The organism is Mycobacterium sp. Root265, from assembly GCF_001428895.1.
Taxonomy (GTDB): Bacteria; Actinomycetota; Actinomycetes; order Mycobacteriales; family Mycobacteriaceae; genus Mycobacterium.
The window spans coordinates 14975-38148 of the sequence record NZ_LMJA01000009.1 but is presented as its reverse complement, the minus strand read 5'-3'; the positions used below and the strand labels follow the sequence as shown (position 1 = coordinate 38148).

Here is a 23174-nt window from a genome sequence, read left to right as displayed (position 1 = left end):
CTAGTACTTCATCACGCCGCGGTCGACGGCGATCTGGCTGCCCGACAGGGTCGATGACGCGTCACTGGCCAGCCAGGCCACCACGTTGGCGACCTCTTCGGGTGGCATGAACGCCGCCAGGCCCTCGCTCTTGCCATCGGTCACCCGGTGATACGGCATGGGCGCGAAGCTGTGCAGGAAGCTGGGGTGCTTGCCGAACAGCGCGCCCATCGCCTCCGGTTCGATCATCGGGGTGTCGATGGAGTACGGGTGGATGGAGTTCACCCGGATGCCGAATTCACCGACCTCCAGCGCCAGCGAATTGGTCAAGGCGGTGAGTCCGTGCTTGGACGCCGCGTAGTGCCCGTTCCCCGGAGTGGCTTTCACCCCGGCCGACGAGCTGACGATGATGATCGACCCGCCGTTGCCGGCTTCGATCATCGCGGGCACGGTGGCCCGGATGGTCCGCCAGGTGCCGTTGAGGTTCACGTCGATGACGGTGTCCCACTGTTCCGGCGTGAGCTCCCAGAGCCGGCCCCAGCTCAGCACACCCGCATTGGCCACCACGATGTCGAGCCGGCCGAACTGCTCGACGGCGTCGGCCACCAGCTGCTGCTGGGCTTCCAGATCGCGGATGTCGACGGCCCGGGCCAGCACCTTGCGCCCGGTCGCCTCCACCGCGCGCACCGTTTCGGCCAGGTCCTCGGCGGTGGCCGCCGGGTAGGTGACCGAGCTCGAGACCGGCGCGCAGATATCGGAGGCGATGATGTCGGCGCCCTCGTTGGCCAGCCGGATGGCATGCGCCCGTCCCTGGCCGCGAGCGGCGCCGGTGATGAAGGCCACCCGGCCTTCGAGTGGTTCGCTTGCCGCCGTCATCGCCGGTCCTTTCTTCAGCCCCGCGTCAGGCTAGCAGTAGAACTGAAACGTGTTCTAGTAAATGCGGCCGCAACTAGAAGACGACGGGATCACGGATGATGGGGCAGGTCATACAGTGTCCGCCCCCTCGCCCGCGGCCCAGTTCGGCGCCGACGATGGTGATGACCTCGACGCCGGCCTTACGCAGCAACGAGTTGGTGTGGGTGTTGCGGTCGTAGGCGAAGACCACTCCGGGTTCGACCGCGACGAGGTTGTTGCCGCTGTCCCACTGCTGGCGTTCCGAGTCGTACTGGGTGCCCCCGGTCTCGACGATGCGCAGTTCCGGCAGTCCCAGCGCGGCAGCCACCACTTCGGTAAACGGCTTGTCCTCCTCGATCACCTCGACGCCGGGTTCGGTATCGCTGGGCAGCAGCGTGAACGGGGCGATGTTGTCGACGATGTCGGGGTAGATGGTGACCACGTCGCGGTCGGCGAAGGTGAAGACCGTGTCCAGGTGCATGGCGGCACGCAGCTTGGGCATCCCGGCCACGATCACCTTCTCGGCCGCGCCGTGCGCGAACAGCTCGGCGGCCACCTGGGTGATGGCCTGACGCGAGGTCCGTTCGCTCATCCCGATGAGCACCACTCCGTTGCCCGGAATCAGCACATCGCCGCCTTCGATGGTGGCCAGTCCCCACTGCTTCTCGGGATCGCCCCACCACACCCGGGATCCCACGTAGTCGGGGTGGAACTCGTAGATCGCCTTCATCAACAGCGTCTCGTCCTGCCGGGCCGGCCAGTAGAGCGGATTGAGCGTCACCCCACCGTAGATCCAGCAGGTGGTGTCGCGGGTGTAGAGCGTGTTCGGCAACGGCGGCATCAGGTACTCGGCGACCCGGGTGTCCTCACGGGTGAGCGCGCGGTACCCGGACTGGATGTCCGACGGCAGGTCGAGGGTCGACATCCCACCGATGAGCAGTTCGGCGAGCCGACGGGGCTGCAGGGAGTCCAGGAAGCCGCGGGTGTCCTCGACGAGTCCGAGGCCCACCTCGTTGGCCGTGATCTTGCGGTCGAGTAACCAGGCCTTCGCCTCGGTGTTCTCCATGGTCTCGGTGAGCAGCTCGTGCAGTTCGACGACCTCGACGTCGCGGTCGCGCATCTTGTCCATGAAGTCGAAGTGATCGCGTCGGGCGTTCTGGACCCACAGCACATCGTCGAACAAGAGGTCATCGCAGTTGGTCGGCGTCAACCGTTCGTGAGCAAGGCCAGGCGAGCACACCAGCACCTTGCGCAGCTTGCCCACTTCGGAGTGCACTCCGTAGGCGTCGGATGGCTTGGCGGTCATACGTTCTCCTTAGCAGCTGTGGTCGAGACTAGATCTGGATGGCACCGGTGATCAGGCCGGAGATCCCACCGATCGCACCCAGCACGATGATGGCGAACAACACCGCTTCGGCGGGCTTGAACACCCGCAGTCCGCTCTGCCTGCGGGCCATCCAGTACAGCAGGGCGCCGGGGGCGTAGAGGATGCAGGACAACAGAAGGTGATCCCAACCCGCGGCGTAGACCAGGAACAGCGTGTAGAAAGTTGCCACCGCCGCGATCACCATGTCCGGGACCAACGACTTGCCGTCGGAATAGGTTTCGCGGGTGATGGTCAGCTTCAACGCATAACCGGCGGCGAGCAGATACGGGATCAAGGCCAGCGCCGCAGTCAGATCGAGCATGAAGTCCAGCGCGTTGTCCGAGAACACCAACAGGATCAGCAGCAACTGCACCAGCCCGGCGGCCATGATGAGTGCGTTGACCGGAGCCCCATTGGCGTTCTCCCGGGACAGGAATCTGGGCATGTCGTCGGATTTGGCGGGCAGATACAGGATCTCGGCAGCCATCAACGTCCAGGCCAGGTAGGCACCCAGCACCGAGATGATGACGCCCACCCGGATGAGCACCGAACCCCACGGTCCGACAACCGATTCCAGCACTGCGGCCATCGACGGCTGAGACGCATCCGCCAGCTCGGACTGCGCCAGCACGCCGTAGGAGGACAGGGTGACCAGCATGAAGACCGACAGCACCGCCAGGAAGCCGATCACGGTGGCCTTGCCGACGTCCTCGCGTTTCTTGGCGAAGCGGGAGTAGACGCTGGCGCCCTCGATGCCCATGAACACGAAGACCGTGATCAGCATCGTGCCTTTGGCCTGCTCGAAAAGCGATGACCAGGAATAGTTCCCGTCGCCACCCCAGAAGTTGCCAGTGAAGACATCGGCCTTGAAGGCGATGGCGACGATCACGATGAACATCAGGATCGGGATGATCTTGGCAAACGTCGCGATGCGGTTGATGATGGCGGCTTCCTTCACGCCACGCAGGATCAGATAGAAGAACAGCCACACCCCGATGGACGAGATGACCACCGCGATGACGGTGGAACCGTCACCGAGAGTGGGGAACAACGCCGGGAACAGCGACCCCAGGGTGGCCATGATGAGCACCCAGTACGAGGTGTTGCCCGCGCACGCCGATGCCCAGAATCCGAACGCGGAGTTGAAACCCACGTAGTCGCCGAAACCGGCCCGGGCGTAGGCGTAGATGCCGGCGTCCAGGTCGGGTTTGCGAGTGGCCAGGCGCTGGAAGACGAAGGCCAGCATCAGCATTCCGGCACCGGCGATGGTCCAGGCGATCAGGGCGCCCGCCACACCGGTCTCCACGCCGAAGCGGCGCGGCAGCAGGAACACTCCCGAACCGATCATCGACCCGATGACCATGGCGGTCAGGGTCGGCAGACTGACCTTGTTGTCTCTGACGTCGACTTCCGCTGCGGTCATGGCACCCCACCGTCCTCCCCAGGACTTGGTCGCTGAGGCGGACGCTACCGCAAGCGGACTGGTACGGCTTGCTAATGGCGCCTGTTCACAGATCGGCGATGATCTGTTGACGCTTGGCGGCGTACTCGTCCTCGGAGATCACCCCGGTCGCACGCAGGGTCTCCAGTTCCTGCAACCGTTGCGCGGTGCTGGGTTCGGGGACCGGTGGCGTGTACAGCCCGACCGGTGGGGGCACATACGCGGCGGCGGGCGGGACCGGCGGCGGTGCCTGCTGGGCCGCGGCGCGGCGGACCACCGCCTGCACCTGCGCCCGCGCCCCCGGGTTGTTGCGCAGGTCGACCATGCTGTTCATGCCGATGCCGTTGGCCTTGAGTATCTGCAGGATCTCCATCAGCGGCTCAGCCTGCCCGGACAGGTCGTAGGTCCTGTTGTCCTCGGCGACCGAGAATGTCGCAGGCACCTGACCGTTGATCAAACCGCTGCGTTCCCAGTCGATCTGGAACTGGCCGGTGGCGGGATCCACCAGCACTGCCAACCGTCGGGAGGTGAGCATGGCCAACCGTGTGACGTCGGCGATCACCCGGTCCTCGACGTCGAACGTCGCGATCCCCGGTCCGGATATGCGCAGGTTGAGTTTTACCACCGGGCGGTCGTTGATCCGGGTGTTCGTCTCGGCCATCCCGATGATCTGCGCGAGCCCGAGCACGCCGTGGGCTTCCAGCTGATCGGACTTGGCCTGCGCCTTGGTCCCGTAGGCGGCGATGGCCAGGGCCGCGAGCACATCGACTGCCGTCACGAGCAGCCCCGCCCAGAACATCCACTTCAGGAAATCGTTCTGCCCTGAGCCGAAGTAGACGGCCAGAAAGATCGGCCCGACCAGCCCACCGCACAGCAGCACCCAGGCCTGCGCCTTCACATAACGCCACAACACGGCCACGCTCCTCGGGGCGACGGGATATCCAGACGCTTGGACGCGATCAGATTAGCTGTAGGGAGCCTGCACCGTCGGACGCTCGGCGGACCGGCGCCGGCCCATGTGGCAATGTCCGTCAATTGGCTGACGTTGACAATGACATTCGGTACATAATGTCCTGTGCTCGAGCGCGGCCACGACCCGGCGGTCCATGTATCCGAGCAGCAGGTGATCGCCCACGCACAGACCCTTGCCGTCATTCTGCTGAACAGCGTCACGCTGGTGGCGTCGATCAGTGCACTGTTGCTGCCGAACACCCCGGAATCGAATCTCGGACTGGCCGCGCTGGCACTGCTGGTGTGCTGGTCGGTCTACCGGTTGGCGACCAGGTCGACGTCGGCGACGTTTCAGATTCTCGACCTCTGCTATGTGCTGGTGGTGTCGGCCTCGGTTCCGGTCTTCGGTACCGACCCACAGTTGCTGTACACCAATTCGGTACCCCAGGTCATCGCGGGCGTCGCGGTGATCACCTACGCCATCGCTCAGCCCCCGAAAATGAGTTTCCCTGCGGCACTGGCGATCACAGCGGCCTACATGGCCGGGTGCGCGCAGGTCGTCGGGTGGGATCGGGTCCTGCACATCCCGATGCTCTACTACATGCTGGCCGTCGAGTGGGCCATCACCACCGTGCTGGTGCTGACCGCGCGGACCGTGGCCCGCCGCGTCGACCAGACCCGCGCCGACAACCACGATGCCGCGCTGCGCGACGCGATCGCCGCGGCCGTGCGCGATCACGAACTCGAACACATGGCGCTGGTGCACGACACCGCCGCCTCGACCCTGCACCTCGTCGGCGAAGGCGCCGAGGTCTCACCGGAACGCATCGCGGCCCAGGCCAGCCGCGACCTCGCGCTGCTGGCCGGGGAGCCGATCGGCCTCGGCGCCAAGTCGGCCACCGATGTCGCCGCCGCGATTCGCGTCGAGGTCCAGCACTGCACCACCCCCATCGCGATGACCGGGCTGGGTCGGCTGGTGCTGGACGGCCGCACCGCCAACGCCGTGGTCGCGGTGGTCCGTGAGGCGATCAACAACGCCGATCGTCACGCCCGGGCGCAGCGCATCGTCATCGACATCTCGCCGACGAAAGTGACCATCACCGACGATGGTGTCGGGTTCGACCCCATCACCACCACGCTCGGCCACGGTGTCGCCGAATCGATCGTCGGCAGGATGCGACGCGCCAACGGCACCGCATCGGTGCGCTCCTCCCCCGGAACCGGCACCGTCGTCACCGTCAACTGGCATCAACTGCAGCGCGCGACGCCGGGCGCACCTCGCATCGACGACGTCGACCAGCTCACCGAGCGCATCCTGGTGCGCTTCGGCCTGGGCATCGTGGCGTTCGCCTTCGTCCAGTTGGCGCTTGCGGTGCCCTATGCGGCGACCACGACCGACCACCCCACGGCGCAGTTCGCACTGGGCGGGCTCGCTGCCCTGGTGGCACTCGCGGGTATCCCGCGGGTGCTGGACCAGCGCCCGAATCTCACCATCCCGGCCCTGGTGCTGATGGCCATGGTGATCTACGCGCAGGCCAGCCTGCTGCCCGACACCATGCTGGGTGGGCCGGCCCAGTGGCCCCTGCTGGCGACCACGCTGTGCGTACTGCCGCACCTGTTGCGGCTGCGGCTGGCTCCGGCCGCAGCCGTCATGATCGCGTTCTGGTTGGGTACCGCGATCCTGAACTTCGTCCACTACCCGGGCATGGATACCGCGTACAACCTGGCGCTGTACACCGCGGGCATCTTCGTGGTCCAGATCTTCGCGCTGGCGTTTCCGGTACTGCTGCGCAATGCCAATACCGTTGCTGCCGAAGAGATCCGGGCCCGGTGGGCCAATGACGCCCAGCGACGGATCACCGAGGCCCTGCACGACGACTACGTGCGGCGCACCTCGAAACTGATCCGCGGGGTGTTCCCGCTGCTGCAGACGCTGAGCACCGGGGCCATGGACGCCGACATCCGGTGGCGGGCCCGCATCGAATCGCGTCGGCTGCGCCTCTACATCTTCCAGGCTCGCACCTTCGGCCATCCGCTGGTCGCCGAGTTGCGGCCGGCCATCGAGGAGGCCGACGCGCGCGGTGTGGTGGTGTCGCTGAACGCCGACAATGACCTGCCGCAACTGGACCGCGAACAGCGCCGCCGACTGCTCGAACCGATCGAGGCGGCCTTGGCCCGCGCCGTCGAACATGCCCGGTTGGGGCTGACCGTGGTCCCCGGGGAACTGATCGCCAGCATTCTCTGCGATGACGACGGCACGGGGGTCGAGCCGCGGCCGGGCACAACCGATCAGCCGCGTATCGAGGTCACCGAGATCGGCGGCACCGTGTGGATCAGCGTCCATCACCTGCTGCCGGATACTGTCATTGACGTCGAGGACTGCGCCGAAATCGCCTAAAATCTACCCCGGCGACAATTCTGTTAGCCAAGATCTCAAGTTGAGGCGTCACTACGGGTTTGCTGGAGGTACAGTCCTGTGAACTGCACCGCGCTGGGGACACGCTGATGCCCTCGTCGATGTCGGGGGAAATGCATGACTAGGACCATCGATCGCGGGGTGGACAAAACGACGGAAGCCATCACGGTCGCACTGATCGACGATCACGACGTGATCCATGCCGGCGTCCGCGCCTGGTTTGCCGGCTGCAATCCGCCCATCGATCTGGTCGCCGATTACCCGAACCCCACCTCATTCCTCGCCGACCATCCGCAGGGCGGCGAGGACATCGAGGTGGTCATGTTCGATCTGCAGTACGACCGTTTCCAGCCCGAGTTCGAAACCCTGCGGCAGGTGTGCGAAGCCGGGCACCGCGTCATCGTCTACTCGCACATGGCCACCGACGAGGTGATCCTGTCGAGCCTGGATGCCGGCGCCACCACTTTCCTGGCCAAGGGCGAGGACAAGCAGCACCTGTTCGACGCGGTGTATGCCGCGCATGCGAACACGCCGTACGTCGGTCCGCGGATGGCCAAGGCGCTGTTCAACGACCGCACGGTCGGGCGGCCCGGTCTGAGCACCCGCGAGCGCGAGGTGCTCATCGCCTGGTTCCAGACCGAGAACAAGGAGTTCGTCGCCAAGCGGCTCTTCATCGAGCCGTCGACGGTGCGCACCCATCTGCAGCGGGCCCGCGCGAAGTACGCCGCCGTCGGCAGACCGGCGCCGACCAAGGCGGCGCTGATCGCCCGTGCCGTGCAGGACGGCATCCTCAGCATCGAAGACCTCTAGCGCGAAACTCGCGTACCCGGGGTTGCGCAGGCTTTCTCAACCCCGGGTACGCGAGTTTCGCCGCAAGATGCGGACAGCAAAGCGGCGCCCACCCTTTCGGGTGAGCGCCGCTTCTTTACAGCGTTGGTGTTACTTGTTGATCTTGGTCACGCGGCCGGCGCCGACGGTACGTCCACCCTCACGGATGGCGAACCGCAGACCCTCGTCCATGGCGACGGGCTGGATCAGCTTGACGGAGATGTCGGTGTTGTCACCGGGCATCACCATCTCGGTGCCCTCGGGCAGGGTCACAACGCCGGTCACGTCCGTGGTGCGGAAGTAGAACTGCGGACGGTAGTTGTTGAAGAACGGCGTGTGGCGGCCACCCTCGTCCTTGGACAGGATGTAGACGCTGCCCTCGAACTCGGTGTGCGGGGTGGTGGTGCCGGGCTTGACGACAACCTGGCCACGCTCGACATCTTCGCGCTTGATGCCACGAACCAGCAGACCGACGTTGTCGCCGGCCTGGCCCTGGTCGAGCAGCTTGCGGAACATCTCGACACCGGTGACCGTGGTCTTGGTGGTGGTCGGCTTGATGCCGACGATCTCGACGTCCTCGTTGACGTTGATCACGCCACGCTCGACGCGACCGGTCACCACGGTGCCACGACCGGTGATGGTGAAGACGTCCTCGACGGGCATCAGGAAGGGCTTGTCGGTCTCGCGAACCGGGTCCGGGATGGACTCGTCGACGGCGGCCATCAGCTTCTGAACCGACTCGACCCACTTCGGGTCACCCTCGAGTGCCTTGAGCGCCGAAACCTGAACGACGGGGGCGTCCTCGTCGAAGTCCTGGGCGGCCAGCAGTTCGCGGACCTCGAGCTCGACGAGCTCCAGCAGTTCTTCGTCGTCGACCATGTCCGACTTGTTCAGCGCGACCAGGATGTAGGGCACGCCGACCTGGCGGGCGAGCAGCACGTGCTCACGCGTCTGCGGCATCGGGCCGTCGGTGGCGGCGACCACGAGGATGGCGCCGTCCATCTGGGCCGCACCGGTGATCATGTTCTTGATGTAGTCAGCGTGGCCGGGGGCGTCGACGTGTGCGTAGTGACGCTTCTCGGTCTGGTACTCAACATGCGAGATGTTGATGGTGATACCGCGCTGACGCTCTTCGGGCGCATTGTCGATCTGGTCGAATGCGCGCGACTCGTTCAAATCGGGGTACTGGTCGTGCAGAACCTTGGTGATCGCTGCGGTCAGCGTGGTCTTGCCGTGGTCAACGTGACCGATGGTCCCGATGTTGACGTGCGGCTTCGTCCGCTCGAACTTCGCCTTCGCCACTGTGGTGTCCTCCTGGACTTGTTGGTGCTTTTACTTAAAGCAGGTGTGTTGATGTGTTCAGTTGTGTGGTCCGCCGAGGCGGATCGAGCCAGAGTTACTGACCCGTTGCCTTTGCGATGATCTCCTTCGAGACGTTCGCCGGAACTTCAGCGTACGAGTCGAACACCATGGAGTAGTTGGCCCGGCCCTGGGTCTTCGACCGAAGGTCGCCGACGTAGCCGAACATCTCCGACAGCGGAACCTGCGCCTTGACGACACGCGCACCGCTGCGCTCCTCCATGGCCTGGATCTGACCACGGCGGGAGTTCAGGTCGCCGATCACATCGCCCATGTAATCCTCGGGCGTGGTGACCTCGACGGCCATGATCGGTTCCAGGATCGCCGGCTGAGCTGCCTGGGCAGCCTTCTTCAGCGCCTGGGAACCGGCCACCTTGAAGGCCATTTCCGACGAGTCGACGTCGTGGTAGGCGCCGTCGAGCAGCGTGACCTTCACATTCACCAGCGGGTAACCGGCAAGCACGCCGTACCGCATGGCGTCCTGCGCACCGGCATCCACCGACGGGATGTACTCGCGAGGGATGCGGCCACCGGTGACCTTGTTCTCGAACTCGTAGGTCGCACCGTCCTCGCCGCTGAACGGCTCCAGGCTGATGATGACCTTGGCGAACTGGCCGGAGCCACCCGTCTGCTTCTTGTGGGTGTACTCGACCTTCTCGACCGTGCGCCGGATGGTCTCGCGGTAGGCCACCTGGGGCTTACCGACGTTGGCCTCAACCTTGAACTCGCGACGCATGCGGTCCACGAGGATGTCCAGGTGCAGCTCGCCCATGCCGCCGATGACGGTCTGGCCGGTCTCGTCGTCCTGGTGGACCTTGAAGGTCGGGTCCTCTTCGGCGAGCTTCTGGATGGCGGTGCCCAGCTTTTCCTGGTCACTCTTGGTCTTGGGCTCGATGGCAACCTCGATGACCGGATCCGGGAAGGTCATCGACTCGAGCACGATCTGGTTGTTCGGGTCGCTCAGGGTGTCACCGGTGGTGGTGTCCTTGAGCCCGATGACCGCGTAGATGTGGCCGGCACTGGCCGTCTCGACCGGGTTCTCCTTGTTGGAGTGCATCTGGAACAGCTTGCCCAGACGCTCCTTCTTGCCCTTGGTCGAGTTGATGACCTGAGCACCGGAGTCGACCTTGCCCGAGTACACCCGGACGTAGGTCAGCTTGCCGAAGAACGGGTGGGTCGCAACCTTGAAGGCCAGCCCGGAGAAGGGCTCGTCCGCCGAAGGCTTACGAGAGATGATCTCGTCTTCCTTGTTCGGCGGGTGACCTTCGGCCGCCGCGACGTCCAGCGGGGTCGGCAGGTAGTCGATGACGGCGTCGAGCATGGGCTGCACGCCCTTGTTCTTGAACGCGCTACCGCACAGCACCGGGTAGGCCGCCGAGGAGACGGTCAGCTTGCGCAGACCGGCCTTGATCTCGTCGATCGTGAGATCCTCGCCGCCCAGGTACTTCTCCATGAGGTCGTCGTCGGTCTCGGCGACGGCCTCGATCATGGCGGTGCGGTACTCGTTGGCCTTGTCCTGGAGATCCGCCGGAATGTCGATGGTCTCGTAGGTCTCGCCGAGCTTGGTCTCGCCGCGCCACACCTTGGCTTTCATCTCGACCAGGTCGACGATGCCCTCGAAGTCGCCTTCGGAGCCGATCGGCAGCTGGATCGGGATGACGTTGGCGCCGAGGCGGTCCTTCATCGTCTGCACCGAGAAGTAGAAGTCGGCGCCCAGCTTGTCCATCTTGTTGACGAAGCAGATACGCGGCACGTCGTACTTGTCGGCCTGACGCCACACCTGCTCGGACTGCGGCTCCACGCCTTCCTTGCCGTCGAAGACGGCAACGGCGCCATCGAGCACGCGCAGCGAGCGCTCCACCTCGACGGTGAAGTCGACGTGACCCGGGGTGTCGATGATGTTGATCTGGTTGTCGTTCCAGAAGCAGGTGGTGGCAGCCGAGGTGATGGTGATACCCCGCTCCTGCTCCTGTTCCATCCAGTCCATCGTGGCGGCGCCGTCGTGCACCTCACCGATCTTGTACGAGATACCGGTGTAGAAGAGGATGCGCTCGGTCGTCGTCGTCTTGCCGGCGTCGATGTGCGCCATGATGCCGATGTTGCGGACCTTCGTGAGGTCGGTCAGCACGTCCTGTGCCACGGCTAGATTCCCACTCTTTCGCTTGCTTGATTGCTGTCCGGTGTGCTGCCCCGAAGGGCCGTGATCACCAGCGGTAGTGCGCGAATGCCCGGTTTGCTTCGGCCATCTTGTGCGTGTCTTCGCGACGCTTCACAGCGGCGCCGAGGCCATTGCTGGCGTCGAGGATCTCGTTGGCGAGACGCTCGACCATGGTCTTCTCGCGGCGGGCCTTGGAGAAGCTGACCAGCCAGCGCAGTGCCAGTGTGGTCGACCGCTCGGGACGGACCTCGACCGGCACCTGGTAGGTGGCGCCACCGACGCGGCGGCTACGCACCTCGAGGGCGGGCTTGACGTTGTCCAGCGCGCGCTTCAGGGTGACGACGGGATCGGTGCCGGTCTTGTCACGGGCCTGCTCGAGGGCGCCGTAGACGATGCGCTCGGCCAGTGACTTCTTGCCGTCCAAGAGCACCTTGTTGACCAGCTGGGTGACCAGCTGCGACCCGTAAACCGGATCGTTGACCAACGGGCGCTTCGGCGCGGGACCCTTGCGCGGCATTAGCTCTTCTCCTTCTTCGCGCCGTAACGGCTGCGTGCCTGCTTGCGGTTCTTGACACCCTGGGTGTCCAGCGAGCCGCGGATGATCTTGTAGCGCACACCGGGAAGATCCTTCACACGACCGCCGCGCACCAGCACCATCGAGTGCTCCTGCAGGTTGTGGCCTTCGCCCGGGATGTAGGCGGTGACCTCAACCCCGGTGGTCAGCTTCACGCGAGCGACCTTCCGAAGCGCCGAGTTCGGCTTCTTCGGGGTGGTGGTGTACACGCGAGTGCACACGCCGCGGCGCTGCGGGCTGCCCTTGAGGGCCGCGGTCTTCACCTTCGCGACCTTGTCGCGGCGACCCTTGCGGACCAGCTGGTTGATGGTTGGCATGTACCGGCTTTCTGTGTTGCTACTTCTACTTCTGGTGGCTCAGTGCTTCTTGGGCGGTGCTACTTCAGGTCAAGCTTTAGGTCTCTGTACTGCTGTTTTCGCCTGATCGCCTACCCCGCGACCGGGCGTGTCGCACGCGCCCGGCACCGAACCTTCCGATGCATTCGGGGACACGAAGACACACGAATTCGCCCGACCTGCGAGCGTATGGGCCGTTCTCAATAGCCGCACACGCCCCTGACAGCCAGGCACGAGGCTCCACAATACCAGGGGTGGGCGTGCCGAACCAAACCCGTCTGAAAGGCCCTTATCGCAGGTCAGACGCTACAGCCGCGCTGGGGCGCATACCGACAGCGTACAGACGGGCTACCTGCGCTCCATACCGACGGCCAACCGCAGCACCATGTCGGTGAACACTGCGTCGGTGTCGACGTCGTCCATGACACCGGTCATTTCCAGCAGGACGAAGCCATGTAGGGCGGACCAGAACTCCAGGGCCGCATAGAACGCGTTATCGCCGACCAGTCCGTAGGACGCCAGCGCCGCCAGCACCGGGCCGGCGGCCTCCCGCGCGGCCGCAGTGTATTCGGGGTCGTCGCCGCCCAGCGGCATCCGGGTGAACGCCGAGTACCGGCCCGGATGGTGGTGGGCGTAGCTGCGGTAGGCGCTCGCCATGGTGACCACCGCGTCGTCCCGGGTGCGCCCTTCTCCCACCGCATTCAACATGCCGATGATGTCCCGGATGACCCGCATACGCACTGTTCGGCGCAGGTCCTCCAGGCTCTGGACGTGGTTGTAGAGCGACGGGCCCTTGGTGCCCAGCTGCATGGCAAGCGCGTTGATGGTCAGCGCGTCCCAGCCCTCCCGATCGAGGAAGGCCAGCGCGGCGTTCACGATTGCGTCGCGGCTCAGTTTGGTCGCCCGCGCTGCCATTCCCCCACCCTCCGGTTCGTCGAGATCCCCCGAAGCCGGGTTGACTAATGACTCTAGTTCACGCGGTCCTGGCTGAGTTTGGCCAGTTCATCGGTGATGGTGCAGAGCGCGGGCAGGGTCGCCGGATTCATCGTCTGGATCGACCAGGTGATGAGGTCGTTTCCCTTCGCCACGTAGATGCTGCAGGCATTTGCGTCATAGGCCTTGAAACCCTTGTTGCCGTCCATCGAGATCTCGGTGAGGGTGCGGCCGGCCTTCTTCTCCAGTTCCCGTTCGACCTCCATGTCGCTGCCCCGGTACCACCAGGTCGAAATGCCCATCCCCGCACCGAACGTGCCGATCACCGTGTTCTCCTGCCAGAAACACCCGGTGTCGTTGACCAGCACCTTGGTGAACATCTCGGCACCGGTGACCCGGGCAATATCGGCGTCGGTGATGCCGTGGCAGTCCCCGCCCTCGAAACCGCCGCCGGCGCGCTGCTGCCCGGTGGCCGGGGCCGCCCGCTCGGTCTCTGCGGCGCCGCATCCCGTCAGCGCCGGCACGGCGGCCATCACGGCGGCAAATGCGGTGATCAACACGGGGCGGCGCATGTCACATGTCCGATTTCAGCGTCGCCGACAACAGTTTCTGGGCGTCCGGGCAGGCGTCGGCGCCGGAAGTGTCGCGCACCTGTACCCACCAGCTCAGCACGCCGCCGCCGGCGGCCGCGGTGGCCGCGCAGCCCGACCCCGTGGTGTCGCGGCGGGCCAGGAACGCGACCCTGCGCTCGATCACGGTGTCGCTGACCTCGGCGCCGCGCTCCACCGCGAGCGCACGTTCGCGGTCCAGGTCGCCGGTGTCGAACCAGGCGAACGTCGCGTCGAGCATGGTGCGGTCACGCATCAGCACGTATTGGCAGACCGCACCGCTGTAGGGCCGGACCACGTCATCGGCGGCCAGCACGGACTGCACCGAGGTGTCCGTCAGCAATCCGCAGCGGTTGTCGGCGTAGCCGTAGCTGCGTTCGGCGTCGGCATCCGCCGAACGCGCCGGTTGTGCCATGCCGTCGACCTGCTGCACGCAGCCCGCAGCGGCCATGACGGTGGCTGCCACGGCAAGAGTCCGGAGAATCGTCCGGAAGCCACGCCCATACATCGATGACTACGCTACCCAGCGGCAACGCCGTAGGCGACCGGACGGGAATCCCTGCCAAGCGGTGCCACCGGGCGGGCACGGCACCGTACTCTGTTGTCCCATGGCGACCCTGAGTGTGAAAAGTCGGAGCCGGTCCATCGCGGCGGGCGCGCTGGTCACCCCCCTGCTGCTGGCGAGTCTGGCCGCGCCGTCCGCGCAGGCCAAGAACGGCGACACGCACATCACCGGCCAGGGCATCGTGCAGACGATCGACTGCAACAACGCCACGCTGCTCGTGAACGGGACCAGCAACACCATCAACGCCAAGGGCACCTGCTGGGCGGTGACGCTGCAGGGGTCGTCGAACATCGTGATCGCCGACAACGTCATCAACGACGTCACCGTCTACGGGTACGACCAGACGGTGATCTATCACAACGGCGCACCCGCGGTGATCGACCGCGGCCGAGAACTCGGCATGACCAACCGCGTCAACTGGGCACCGGCCTGACCCTGTGCGCCGGCTCATCGCACTGTTCGCCCTGCTCGGCGGAATAGGCGGCGCGGCAATGACTCCCGAGGTGGTCACGGTGGCGAACAGTGAGCCGTCCATCGCTCCGGTGTCGGCGGCTGCCCGCACCGCGGGTTTCATCGACGTCCGCAGCGCGGTGCCCGACGCCGTCATCGACCTGCGCTACGCCACCGCGAACAACTTCGTCGGCACACCGCTGTATCCGCCTGCGGCCCGCTGCCTGGTGCACGAATCACTGGCGGCAGGGCTGGCCACCGCGGCGGCGCAGCTGCGCGCCCGGGGTCTGCGGCTGGTGTTCTGGGACTGCTACCGGCCCCATGACGTCCAGGTCCGGATGTTCCAGGTGGTGTCCAACCCGGCCTGGGTGGCGCAGCCGGGCCCGTACTCGAAGAGCCACGAATCGGGACGGTCGGTCGATGTCACCACCGCCGGGGCGACCAGCCTTTCCGAGATGGGCACCGGTTTCGACGATTTCACCGCCGCCTCGCACGCCTACGCCACCGACGGGGTGAGCGCCGCCGCGCAGTACAACCGGGCGGTGTTGCGCGAAGCGATGGCCGCCGGCGGGCTGACCGTCTACTCGGGCGAGTGGTGGCATTTCGACGGCCCGGGCGCCGGTGAGCGACGGCCCATCATCAACGTTCCGCTCACCTAGGCTGGAACCGACCGGCTACGAATCGAGGAAGTATGCGCACTCCCATCGCAGGAACCGTCGCCGCCGTGGCGCTCGCGCTCGGTCTGGCCGGATGCGGGTCGAGTGGGGATTCCGACGCTCCGACCGTCACCGCAGGCACCTCGGGCGCCCAGGTCGAGATCGGCAACACCATCAATTACGGGTCCTTCGGCACCACAGCCGATATCGACTGCGCACAGGGCAAGGCGATCAACGTGGGTGGATCCAACAACACCCTCACCATCAAGGGCACCTGCTCCAGCGTCAACATCGGCGGCGCCGACAACAAGGTGACGCTCGACAACGTCGAGACCGAGATCAGCGTGGTCGGCATCGACAACACCGTGGTCTACAAGGGCGGTGACCCGAAGGTCGAGGATCTCGGCAGCGGCAACAAGGTCAGCAAGGGCTAGCTGCCGGCCCCGTGCCGTCCGGCCCCGTCGACGAACCGTTGGGCGCCCGCCAGCAGCTCCGAGGACACCTTGGCCAGGCTGCCGAATTCGAAATCGATTGCCGCTTCTTCGGTTCGACCCCACTGGTGCAGCGCGGAGAGCCGGTCGGCGCGCAGACACAGCTGCGGGAGCGCGGCCAGTTGGGCGGCCAGTTCCTCGGCGGCCGCGCGGGCCTGCCCTTTCGGCACCACCCGGTTGGCCAGACCGATCTGCATGGCCTCCTGGGCGCCGACGGCCCGCCCGGTGAGGATCAGATCCATCGCCCGGCTGTGCCCGATCAGGCGTGGCAGCCGCACCGTGCCGCCGTCGATCAGCGGCACACCCCAGCGCCGGCAGAACACCCCGAACTCGGCGTCCTCCTCCACCACCCGCAGGTCACACCACAGTGCGAGTTCCAGTCCCCCGGCCACGGCGTAACCACTGACGGCGGCGATCACCGGCTTGGACAGGATCATCCGCGACGGCCCCATCGGTCCCGGCCCGGTGGGCTGCACCTGATTGCCCTCCGCGGTGCCCATCGCCTTGAGATCGGCTCCGGCGCAGAAGGTTCCGTTGTCCCCACACAGCACTGCGACGGACGCGGTCTCGTCCTTGTCGAACTCGTCGAAGGCCGCGTACAGCTCTGCGGCGGCCGGGCCGTTGACCGCATTGCGCGCCTCCGGCCGGTTCATGATGACCGTCGTCACCGGCCCGTCCCGTTCGATGCGGACCGAACCGATTCCCCGGGTCGCTTCGCTGCTGCCCTCCGAACCTTCACTCACAGTGCCTCCACTCGGTCGTCTCGCCGCGCGACCAGTTCGGCGGCGAAATCCCGGTAGGCCAGCCGAAGCCGTTCGCCGGGCCAGCGCGCCGGCAACAGTTCGGCCGGCAGCACCGGGTCGGTCAGCAGATGCCGCACGATGGCGGCGGCCACCACGAAACGCCCGGGCACATCGGTGGCCTCGGACATCTCGGCGAGCAACCGCTCGCCCTCGCGGGCCCAGGCCCGCAGGTCCCACAATTGCCCCACCAGGCCGGCGGGGTCATCGTCGCGGCTGCGCAGGACACGCACCTTGGCCCGCACGTCATCGGGCAGCACCACCGCGAGGTTGTCCGGGCGCAACCACGCCCCTTCGCGAAGCTCGCCGAACCGGTTCTGCACCAAGGTGTTCCGCAGGTCGGCGCGGGTCCGGGCATCGGCGCCGACGCTGGTGATCAGCAGCGTCGTCCAGGTTCCGTCCCACGATCGTTCCCGCGGTTCGATGGCGCCGTCCTGGCGGCGCTGCCGGGTGAGCAGCCGGTCCGAGAGCCGGTAGCCGTCCGCGGATCGCACCAGGTCCCCCGCACCCACCATCCTGGTCAGCGCCACCCTCATTGTCGCCTCCCGAATACCGAAATCGGCGGTCAACAGCACGAGTTCGGCCGCCGACGCCCACGCCGGATGCGCACCGAGCAAGACGCTCAGCACCACCGATCGGGCGGTCAGTCGCACCGGTCAGACCCCGGAGGCGCGTCGGCCGTGATCACCCAGCGGTTCGTCACGGTGCCGGACCGCTTCACGGAACCCGTGCTCGACCGCGTCGGCGACGAACGCGTGCCCCTCGGGGGTGTGCCGGGCGATACCGTCGAACACGGTGCTGACCATCCGACTGGTGGCCACACCCTGTTGCAGCAGCGCGGTGTTGCAGGCCAGCTTGGCCATGATGAGCTGGTTCACCGGCATGGCGGCGATCCGGGAGACGAGGCGTTCGGTGCGCTCGTCCAGGTCCTGGGGTTCGGGCGCCTCGACGGCCAGTCCCCATTCGGCGGCCTGGGTGCCGGTGAGGCAATCCCCGGTGAACAGAAGCCTTTTCGCGCGCTGGTCTCCCAGCCGGTGTGCCCACAACCCGGCCGCCGGGACACCCCACACCCGCATCGGCGGGTAGCCGATCTTTGCGTCTGAGGCGGTGATGACCTGATCGGCGTGCAGGGCGATGTCGGTGCCGCCGGCGATGCAGTAGCCGTGGATCTTGACCACGGTGGGCTTGTCGCAGTGCATAAGGCTGGAGAAGCCGCGCACGAACCGGCTCATCATCTGGTAATCGATCATCGGATCCCAGGGCTGGCCGGGCAGATGGTTGACCGCCTGGGTGCGGCCGTCGAGCACGGTGCCGCGGTGATCGGAGCCGGCCGAGGAGCTGCCGTCGGCGTAGGCCCCGAGGTCGAAGCCCGCGCAGAAGCCTTCTCCGGCACCGGAAACCAGGATGACGTGGACATTCGGATCCAGATCGGCGCGCTCTACCAGTTCCGCCAGTTCCACCGGGGTGTCGGCGATGATGGCGTTGCCCTTGTCCGGGCGGTTGAAGGTGATCCGGGCGATGCGGCCGGTCACCTCATAGGTCATGGTCTTCAGCGTGTCCACGGGCTCCCCTCCTGCCGCAGGGAGCTCATCCCTTGACCAGCGTGCGCTCGATGATCGGCGCCAGGTCCAGGCCGGTCGGCAGGGTGCCGAACGCGCCGCCCCACTGCCCGCCCAGGCGGCTGGCCAGGAAGGCCTCGGCGACGGCGGGATGTCCGTGTCGCACCAGCAGCGAACTCTGCAAGGCCAGTGAGATGTCCTCGGCGACCTGCCGTCCGCGGTACTCGATATCGCCGAGGCTGCTCAGTGACGTCTTCAGCGCGGCGACGTGCGCGTCCAGACGCGGGTCCTGGGCCAGCGCGAGTTCCTCGAAGAGCACGTCGACGCATTCCGGCCGGGTTGCCATGGCGCGCAACGTGTCCAGCGCGCTGACATTGCCCGACCCTTCCCAGATGCCCATCAGCGGCGCCTCCCGGTACAGCCGCGGCATCCCGGAGTCCTCGACGTAGCCGTTGCCGCCCAGGCATTCCATCGCCTCGGCGGCGTGCGGTGTCGCCCGCTTGCACACCCAGTATTTGGCGGCGGCGAGGCCGATCCGGCGCAACAGCGACTCGCGCTCGTCACCGCGCACCGCGCGATCGGTGGCACCTGCCATCCGCATGGCCAGCATGGTCGCGGCCTCGGCCTCGACGGCGAGGTCGGCCAGCACGTTGCGCATCAGCGGCTGGTCGATCAGATAGGCGCCGAACGCTTTTCGGTGCTGGGCATGATGCACTGCGCGGCTCAGCCCGGTGCGCATGCTGGTCGCGCTGCCCAGCGTGCAGTCCAGCCTGGTCAGGTTGACCATCTCGATGATGGTCTTCACCCCGCGGCCCTCCTCACCGACCAGCCAGGCCGTCGCCCCGTCGTATTCGACCTCGCTGGAAGCGTTGGCGTGGTTGCCGAGCTTGTCCTTGAGGCGCTGCAGGAACATCCGATTGCGGGTGCCGTCGGGCAGCACCCGGGGCAGGAAGAAGCAGGACACTCCTCCGGGCGCCTGAGCGAGTACCAGGAACACATCGCACATCGGCGCCGAGGTGAACCACTTGTGTCCGGTCAGCGTGTAGGTGCCGTCGCCATTGGCGACCGCTTCGGTGGTGCCGGCCCGGACGTCGGAGCCGCCCTGCTTCTCGGTCATCGACATACCCGCGGTGAGACCGGCTTTGGTGGTGGGCACTTTCAGCTCGGGGTCATAGACCCGGCTGGTGAGCAGCGGTTCGTAGGCCGCGGCCAGTTCGGGGTTGAAACGCAACGCGGGCACCACGGCGTAGGTCATCGAGATCGGGCAGATGTGTCCCGGCTCGGGCGTCCACACCGAGGTCTTGGCGGCCCGGACCACATGAGATCCGGTGCGGTCATCGGCCCACGGGGAGCCGTGCAGTCCGTGCGTCACGGCCACATTCATCAGCTCGTGATAGGCCGGGTCGAATTCGACCTCGTCGACGCGGTGGCCATAGCGATCGTGGGTGTGCAGCACCGGACGGTTGCGGTCGGCCAGTTCGCCCCAGCGCTGGGCCTGGGCCGATCCGCTCAGCGCGCCGAGTTCGGTGATCTCGTCGGCGCCCCATCCGCCGCCCTCGCGGACCAGCGCCTCCATGAGCACCGGCGAGGCAGCCGGATTGTGGTCGAGCATCGGCGGGACCTGATTGGTGACGACGTGAGTGGCCATACAACTACTGTTACATTTTCTCGACAGCTGCACAAGATACGTAACACAGTGCATACTCGTGCGGTGCAGCCCAATACCGTCATCCGCGCCGCCGCACTGGCACTCACCCACGAGCCGGTACCGGCCGATCAGTCCGTGGCAGGCGACCCGAGCACCGCGGCGTCGACGCTCACCGAGTTCGGCGATCTGGAGATCGGCGTCTGGGAGATGTCGGTGGGCACCATGACCGATGTCGAGGCCGACGAGGTGTTCGTCGTGCTCTCCGGGGCCGCCACCGTCGAGTTCGCCGACGGCACTGTGGCGCTGCAGTTGCGCGCCGGCGATATCGGGCGCCTGGCCGCCGGCGCCGAGACCACCTGGACGGTCACCGAGACCCTGCGCAAGATCTACCTGACCTGAGCATGCCGTACGTCGAAGCGTCCGTCCGCAGCCGGCAATTCGTCGCCGCTGCCCGGCAGGTCATGTCCCGCCAGGGCGTCGCGACCACTTCGTTGCGTGCCGTCGCCGCCGAGGCCGAGGTGCCGTTGGGCACGCTGCAGTACGTCTTCCCGTCCAAGGAACAGTTGTTGCGCGCCGTCATCGAGGACGTCATCAATGAGATCGCCACCGTCCTCACCGGCGCGGTCGAGACCAATTCCGGACTGGCGCACGCCATCCGGCAGGGCTTGACGGTCTTCTGGACAGAGCTCGTCGTCGACCAGATCAACCTGCAGCTGATGCAGTTCGAACTGCTCAACTACGCGCTGCGCCAACCCGGCCTGGAACACCTGGCGCAGTGGCAGTACCAGCGATACGCCGAGGCCATCGCGACCTGGTGTGAGGCCGCGGCCACCAATGCCGGCGAGCAGAGCGCGGTGCCCTACGACCGACTCGCCCGGATCATTCTGGCCGGAGTGGACGGCCTGACGATGCAGTACGTGTGCGACCCCGACGGAAGGCGCGCCCGCGCGGATCTGGACACGGTGGCCGAGATGGTCATCGCGCTGGCGCAGGTCTGACGGACCTAGGTCGTCGACGCCCTGCGCCGCGACTCGTAGGCGTGCCCGGCGTAGATCACCGCAGCGGCCAGCGCCCAGCCCAGCAGGATGTCGATGACGTAATGCTCGGCGGTGTACACCAGCGTGAAGGCCATGACGAGCGGGTAGGCCACCAGCACCGGGCGCCACCGGTGGTTCAACCGGTTCCACAGGAACGCGGCCAACGCTGCCGACATCCCCGCGTGCAGTGACGGGATCGCGGCCACCAGGTTGACGCTGGCCTGTCCCTGGTCCAGCAGGGCGGTCGCGGTGTGCAGGTTGAGGTTGCCCCAACCCCGCGTCACGATGCGCTCGATCCAGCCGTTGGCGCCGTCCTGCACGTTCTCCATGGCGCCGAGGACACCGCCGTCGGGGACGCCGCGCGCGGACTTGAACATGCACTGCGGGCCCGACGGACCACCTGCGACGTCATCGGCGGTGCAGCGGGCGGCCGCCCACGGCGGCGCGGCGGGCACCAGCGTGTAGATGATCAGCCCGGCGAAGTTCAAGCCGACGAACAGCTTGACGAACCGCTTCCACTCGTCGCGGTCGCGCAGCCACAGCACCCCGGCGATCACGTACGGGAGCACGAAGAACGACATGTAGACGGTGCTGATCCCGACTTCCCACCACGGCGGCTGCGGCAGTTTCAGGCGTTCCTGCAGCCATACCGTCGGCATGGTGCCACCGAACAGCCAGCGGTCGGCGTCGGCCTGCCAGTGCCACAACGTCGGGCGGCCGACGAAATCGGCCGCTCCCCGGCTGAGGTCGTAAGCGATCAACAACACCGCGAAGGGCAGCCAGTCGCGGAGCACGTAGAACATGCGCCGGCCCTGGCCGATGCTGGCCGCGAGCAGTCCGGTGCTGATGTACAGCAGCACGAGTTCCCGGTTGAAGGCGAATCCGTCGGTGATGGTGCGCCACAGGACGACGGCCGCCCAGACGGTGATCGCGGTGTAGCGCAGATATCGCAGCCGCTGGGCGCGACGCCCGGGGGCGAGCTGTCCGTCCGCGACGATTGACTGTTCCTCGTCAATCGTGGCCACGAGAGGTGAGCCTAGTTCACCTTCCGGTCACTCACCGTTTGCCGACAGTCCGAAATGCGTCAGATGTTGTCGCGCAGGAACGCGATGTCATCCTTGCGGCCCTCTTCGGAGGTCTCGCAGATCACCGGGGCATCGGCGGCCTTGACCACGGCCACCAGCAGTTGCGGGTCGATCTGCCCGGTGCCGAAGTTGGCGTGCCGGTCCGCGCCGGAGCCCGCGGCGTCGCGGGAGTCGTTGCAGTGCACGAGGTCGATGCGGCCGGTGATGGACTTGATCCGCTCGACGGCGTCGATCAGTGCCTCGCCGGCGGCCCAGGCGTGGCAGGTATCCAGGCAGAAGCCGATTCCCTTGTCGCCGATGTGATCCCAGAGCCGGGCGATGGTGTCGAAATGCCGCGCCATCGCGTGGTCGCCGCCCGCGGTGTTCTCCAGGTACACCGGCACATCGGTCTCCAGGTAGTCCAGCGCCTTCACCCAGCGCTCGAAACCGGCGTCCATATCGTTGTCGTCGGCGTGCCCGCCGTGCACGATGACGGCGGTGGCGCCGATCTCGGCGGCCGCATCGCAGGTGTCCTGCAGGATCTTCCGCGACGGGATGCGCACCCGGTTGTTCGCCGAGGCGACATTGATCAGGTACGGCGCGTGCACGTACAGCGGGACGCTGGAGGCCTTGAGCACCTCGGCATCCTCACGCGGCTTGGGTTTCTTCCAGCTCTGCGGATTTCCGAGGAAGAACTGGACCACGTCAGCGCCTTCGGCGGTGGCCGCGGCGATCGGGTCTTCGGGATTGACATGCGAACCGATGAGCACGAGGCCAGTGTAGGCACCGGCTGTGACGGCCCGGCTAGGGTGCAGAGCGGACAATCAAGATCGGTGAGAGGTAAGTAGTGGAACCCCAGGAAAAACCGACTTTCGGTCAGAAGGTCAAGATGGGCGGGCAGGCTGCGGTCGCCCTGGCACGCAATCCCAAGGCACTGGTCGCGCTGGTGAAGTACCAACGCGAAACGCGTAAGCAGCGTCGTGAGGCCGACAGGACAAGCTGATTGTCACGCGGCCGCCGCGGTCTGCCTCACCGGGAGTCGCGGCGGCCGTGCGCTTTCCG

25 protein-coding genes are annotated in these 23174 nt (G+C 66.4%); 8 read left to right on the top strand and 17 right to left on the bottom strand.

Annotated features, from left to right (window positions below; all coding sequences use genetic code 11):
- From ASE48_RS10360 to ASE48_RS10345, 4 genes are all read right to left on the bottom strand, one after another.
- Positions 1–855: a mycofactocin-coupled SDR family oxidoreductase gene (locus tag ASE48_RS10360; RefSeq protein ID WP_057167000.1), complete on the bottom strand. Its 855-nt coding sequence runs from the start codon at positions 853–855 to the stop codon at positions 1–3.
- 73 nt (positions 856–928) lie between these two features.
- Complete coding sequence (gene arcA, locus ASE48_RS10355) at positions 929–2179, bottom strand: arginine deiminase (RefSeq protein WP_057166999.1); 1251 nt, start codon at positions 2177–2179, stop codon at positions 929–931.
- A 28-nt stretch (positions 2180–2207) separates the two neighbouring features.
- A complete protein-coding gene (locus ASE48_RS10350; RefSeq protein WP_057166998.1) occupies positions 2208–3662 on the bottom strand; it encodes a basic amino acid/polyamine antiporter in 1455 nt (484 codons plus the stop codon).
- Between the two features lie 85 nt (positions 3663–3747).
- Positions 3748–4599, bottom strand: coding sequence for an SHOCT domain-containing protein (locus ASE48_RS10345; protein WP_057166997.1), 852 nt, complete (start codon positions 4597–4599; stop codon positions 3748–3750).
- Positions 4600–4755: 156 nt separating this feature from the next.
- Between ASE48_RS10345 and ASE48_RS10340 the strand changes: the two genes are divergently transcribed.
- Together ASE48_RS10340 and ASE48_RS10335 are read left to right on the top strand one after the other, a co-directional pair.
- Positions 4756–7029: a sensor histidine kinase gene (locus ASE48_RS10340; RefSeq protein ID WP_057166996.1), complete on the top strand. Its 2274-nt coding sequence runs from the start codon at positions 4756–4758 to the stop codon at positions 7027–7029.
- 135 nt (positions 7030–7164) lie between these two features.
- Positions 7165–7857 carry a response regulator transcription factor gene (locus tag ASE48_RS10335; protein WP_057166995.1) on the top strand — a complete coding sequence of 231 codons (693 nt, stop codon included), beginning with the start codon at positions 7165–7167 and terminating at the stop codon, positions 7855–7857.
- Between the two features lie 129 nt (positions 7858–7986).
- Here ASE48_RS10335 and tuf read toward each other — a convergent pair whose 3' ends face one another.
- From tuf to ASE48_RS10300, 7 genes are all read right to left on the bottom strand, one after another.
- The gene (tuf, locus tag ASE48_RS10330) at positions 7987–9177 is read right to left on the bottom strand and encodes an elongation factor Tu (RefSeq protein WP_057166994.1); all 1191 of its coding nucleotides are present in this window, start codon (positions 9175–9177) and stop codon (positions 7987–7989) included.
- A gap of 94 nt (positions 9178–9271) precedes the next feature.
- Complete coding sequence (fusA, locus tag ASE48_RS10325) at positions 9272–11374, bottom strand: elongation factor G (RefSeq protein WP_057166993.1); 2103 nt, start codon at positions 11372–11374, stop codon at positions 9272–9274.
- A 64-nt stretch (positions 11375–11438) separates the two neighbouring features.
- Positions 11439–11909: a 30S ribosomal protein S7 gene (gene rpsG, locus ASE48_RS10320; protein WP_057166992.1), complete on the bottom strand. Its 471-nt coding sequence runs from the start codon at positions 11907–11909 to the stop codon at positions 11439–11441.
- Positions 11909–12283 (bottom strand): 30S ribosomal protein S12, encoded by a 375-nt coding sequence (rpsL, locus tag ASE48_RS10315; protein WP_057166991.1) that lies wholly within the window; start codon positions 12281–12283, stop codon positions 11909–11911. Before rpsL ends, rpsG begins: the two co-directional genes overlap by 1 nt.
- A 366-nt stretch (positions 12284–12649) precedes the next feature.
- Positions 12650–13216 (bottom strand): TetR/AcrR family transcriptional regulator, encoded by a 567-nt coding sequence (locus ASE48_RS10310; protein WP_057166990.1) that lies wholly within the window; start codon positions 13214–13216, stop codon positions 12650–12652.
- Positions 13217–13269: 53 nt separating this feature from the next.
- Positions 13270–13806: a DUF3558 domain-containing protein gene (locus ASE48_RS10305; RefSeq protein WP_057166989.1), complete on the bottom strand. Its 537-nt coding sequence runs from the start codon at positions 13804–13806 to the stop codon at positions 13270–13272.
- Between the two features lies 1 nt (position 13807).
- Positions 13808–14350 carry a DUF3558 domain-containing protein gene (locus ASE48_RS10300; RefSeq protein WP_057166988.1) on the bottom strand — a complete coding sequence of 181 codons (543 nt, stop codon included), beginning with the start codon at positions 14348–14350 and terminating at the stop codon, positions 13808–13810.
- Between the two features lie 100 nt (positions 14351–14450).
- Here ASE48_RS10300 and ASE48_RS10295 point away from each other — a divergent pair, with 100 nt between their 5' ends.
- The 3 genes from ASE48_RS10295 to ASE48_RS10285 are packed head-to-tail and all read left to right on the top strand — an operon-like array spanning position 14451 to position 15947.
- Entirely contained in the window at positions 14451–14840 is a 390-nt protein-coding gene (locus ASE48_RS10295; RefSeq protein ID WP_057166987.1) for a DUF3060 domain-containing protein, read from the top strand.
- A 58-nt stretch (positions 14841–14898) separates the two neighbouring features.
- Positions 14899–15516 (top strand): M15 family metallopeptidase, encoded by a 618-nt coding sequence (locus ASE48_RS10290; RefSeq protein ID WP_082614117.1) that lies wholly within the window; start codon positions 14899–14901, stop codon positions 15514–15516.
- A gap of 32 nt (positions 15517–15548) precedes the next feature.
- Positions 15549–15947, top strand: a complete 399-nt coding sequence (locus tag ASE48_RS10285) for a DUF3060 domain-containing protein (protein ID WP_057166985.1) — start codon at positions 15549–15551, stop codon at positions 15945–15947.
- Here ASE48_RS10285 and ASE48_RS10280 read toward each other — a convergent pair.
- From ASE48_RS10280 to ASE48_RS10265, 4 genes are read right to left on the bottom strand one after another with little or no spacing between them, the layout of a single operon-like run.
- On the bottom strand, positions 15944–16705 hold the full coding sequence (locus ASE48_RS10280) for a crotonase/enoyl-CoA hydratase family protein (RefSeq protein ID WP_268766290.1): 762 nt from the start codon (positions 16703–16705) through the stop codon (positions 15944–15946). The genes ASE48_RS10285 and ASE48_RS10280 overlap by 4 nt on opposite strands.
- 38 nt (positions 16706–16743) lie before the next feature.
- Positions 16744–17457, bottom strand: coding sequence for a PaaX family transcriptional regulator C-terminal domain-containing protein (locus ASE48_RS10275; protein ID WP_057166984.1), 714 nt, complete (start codon positions 17455–17457; stop codon positions 16744–16746).
- A gap of 3 nt (positions 17458–17460) precedes the next feature.
- Positions 17461–18366 carry a crotonase/enoyl-CoA hydratase family protein gene (locus ASE48_RS10270; protein WP_156409142.1) on the bottom strand — a complete coding sequence of 302 codons (906 nt, stop codon included), beginning with the start codon at positions 18364–18366 and terminating at the stop codon, positions 17461–17463.
- 25 nt (positions 18367–18391) lie between these two features.
- On the bottom strand, positions 18392–20011 hold the full coding sequence (locus ASE48_RS10265) for an acyl-CoA dehydrogenase family protein (RefSeq protein ID WP_057166983.1): 1620 nt from the start codon (positions 20009–20011) through the stop codon (positions 18392–18394).
- A gap of 63 nt (positions 20012–20074) precedes the next feature.
- On the opposite strand from ASE48_RS10265, the gene ASE48_RS10260 reads away from it, so the two are divergent.
- Positions 20075–20410 (top strand): cupin domain-containing protein, encoded by a 336-nt coding sequence (locus tag ASE48_RS10260; protein ID WP_057166982.1) that lies wholly within the window; start codon positions 20075–20077, stop codon positions 20408–20410.
- Between the two features lie 2 nt (positions 20411–20412).
- Positions 20413–21009, top strand: coding sequence for a TetR/AcrR family transcriptional regulator (locus ASE48_RS10255; protein ID WP_057166981.1), 597 nt, complete (start codon positions 20413–20415; stop codon positions 21007–21009).
- Between the two features lie 5 nt (positions 21010–21014).
- On the opposite strand, the gene ASE48_RS10250 is transcribed toward ASE48_RS10255, so the two are convergent.
- On the bottom strand, positions 21015–22073 hold the full coding sequence (locus ASE48_RS10250) for a phosphatase PAP2 family protein (protein WP_057166980.1): 1059 nt from the start codon (positions 22071–22073) through the stop codon (positions 21015–21017).
- A gap of 59 nt (positions 22074–22132) precedes the next feature.
- Positions 22133–22882 (bottom strand): deoxyribonuclease IV, encoded by a 750-nt coding sequence (locus tag ASE48_RS10245; protein ID WP_057166979.1) that lies wholly within the window; start codon positions 22880–22882, stop codon positions 22133–22135.
- Between the two features lie 77 nt (positions 22883–22959).
- Between ASE48_RS10245 and ASE48_RS32655 the strand changes: the two genes are divergently transcribed.
- Entirely contained in the window at positions 22960–23115 is a 156-nt protein-coding gene (locus ASE48_RS32655; protein WP_156409141.1) for a hypothetical protein, read from the top strand.
- Positions 23116–23174 lie beyond the last annotated feature (59 nt).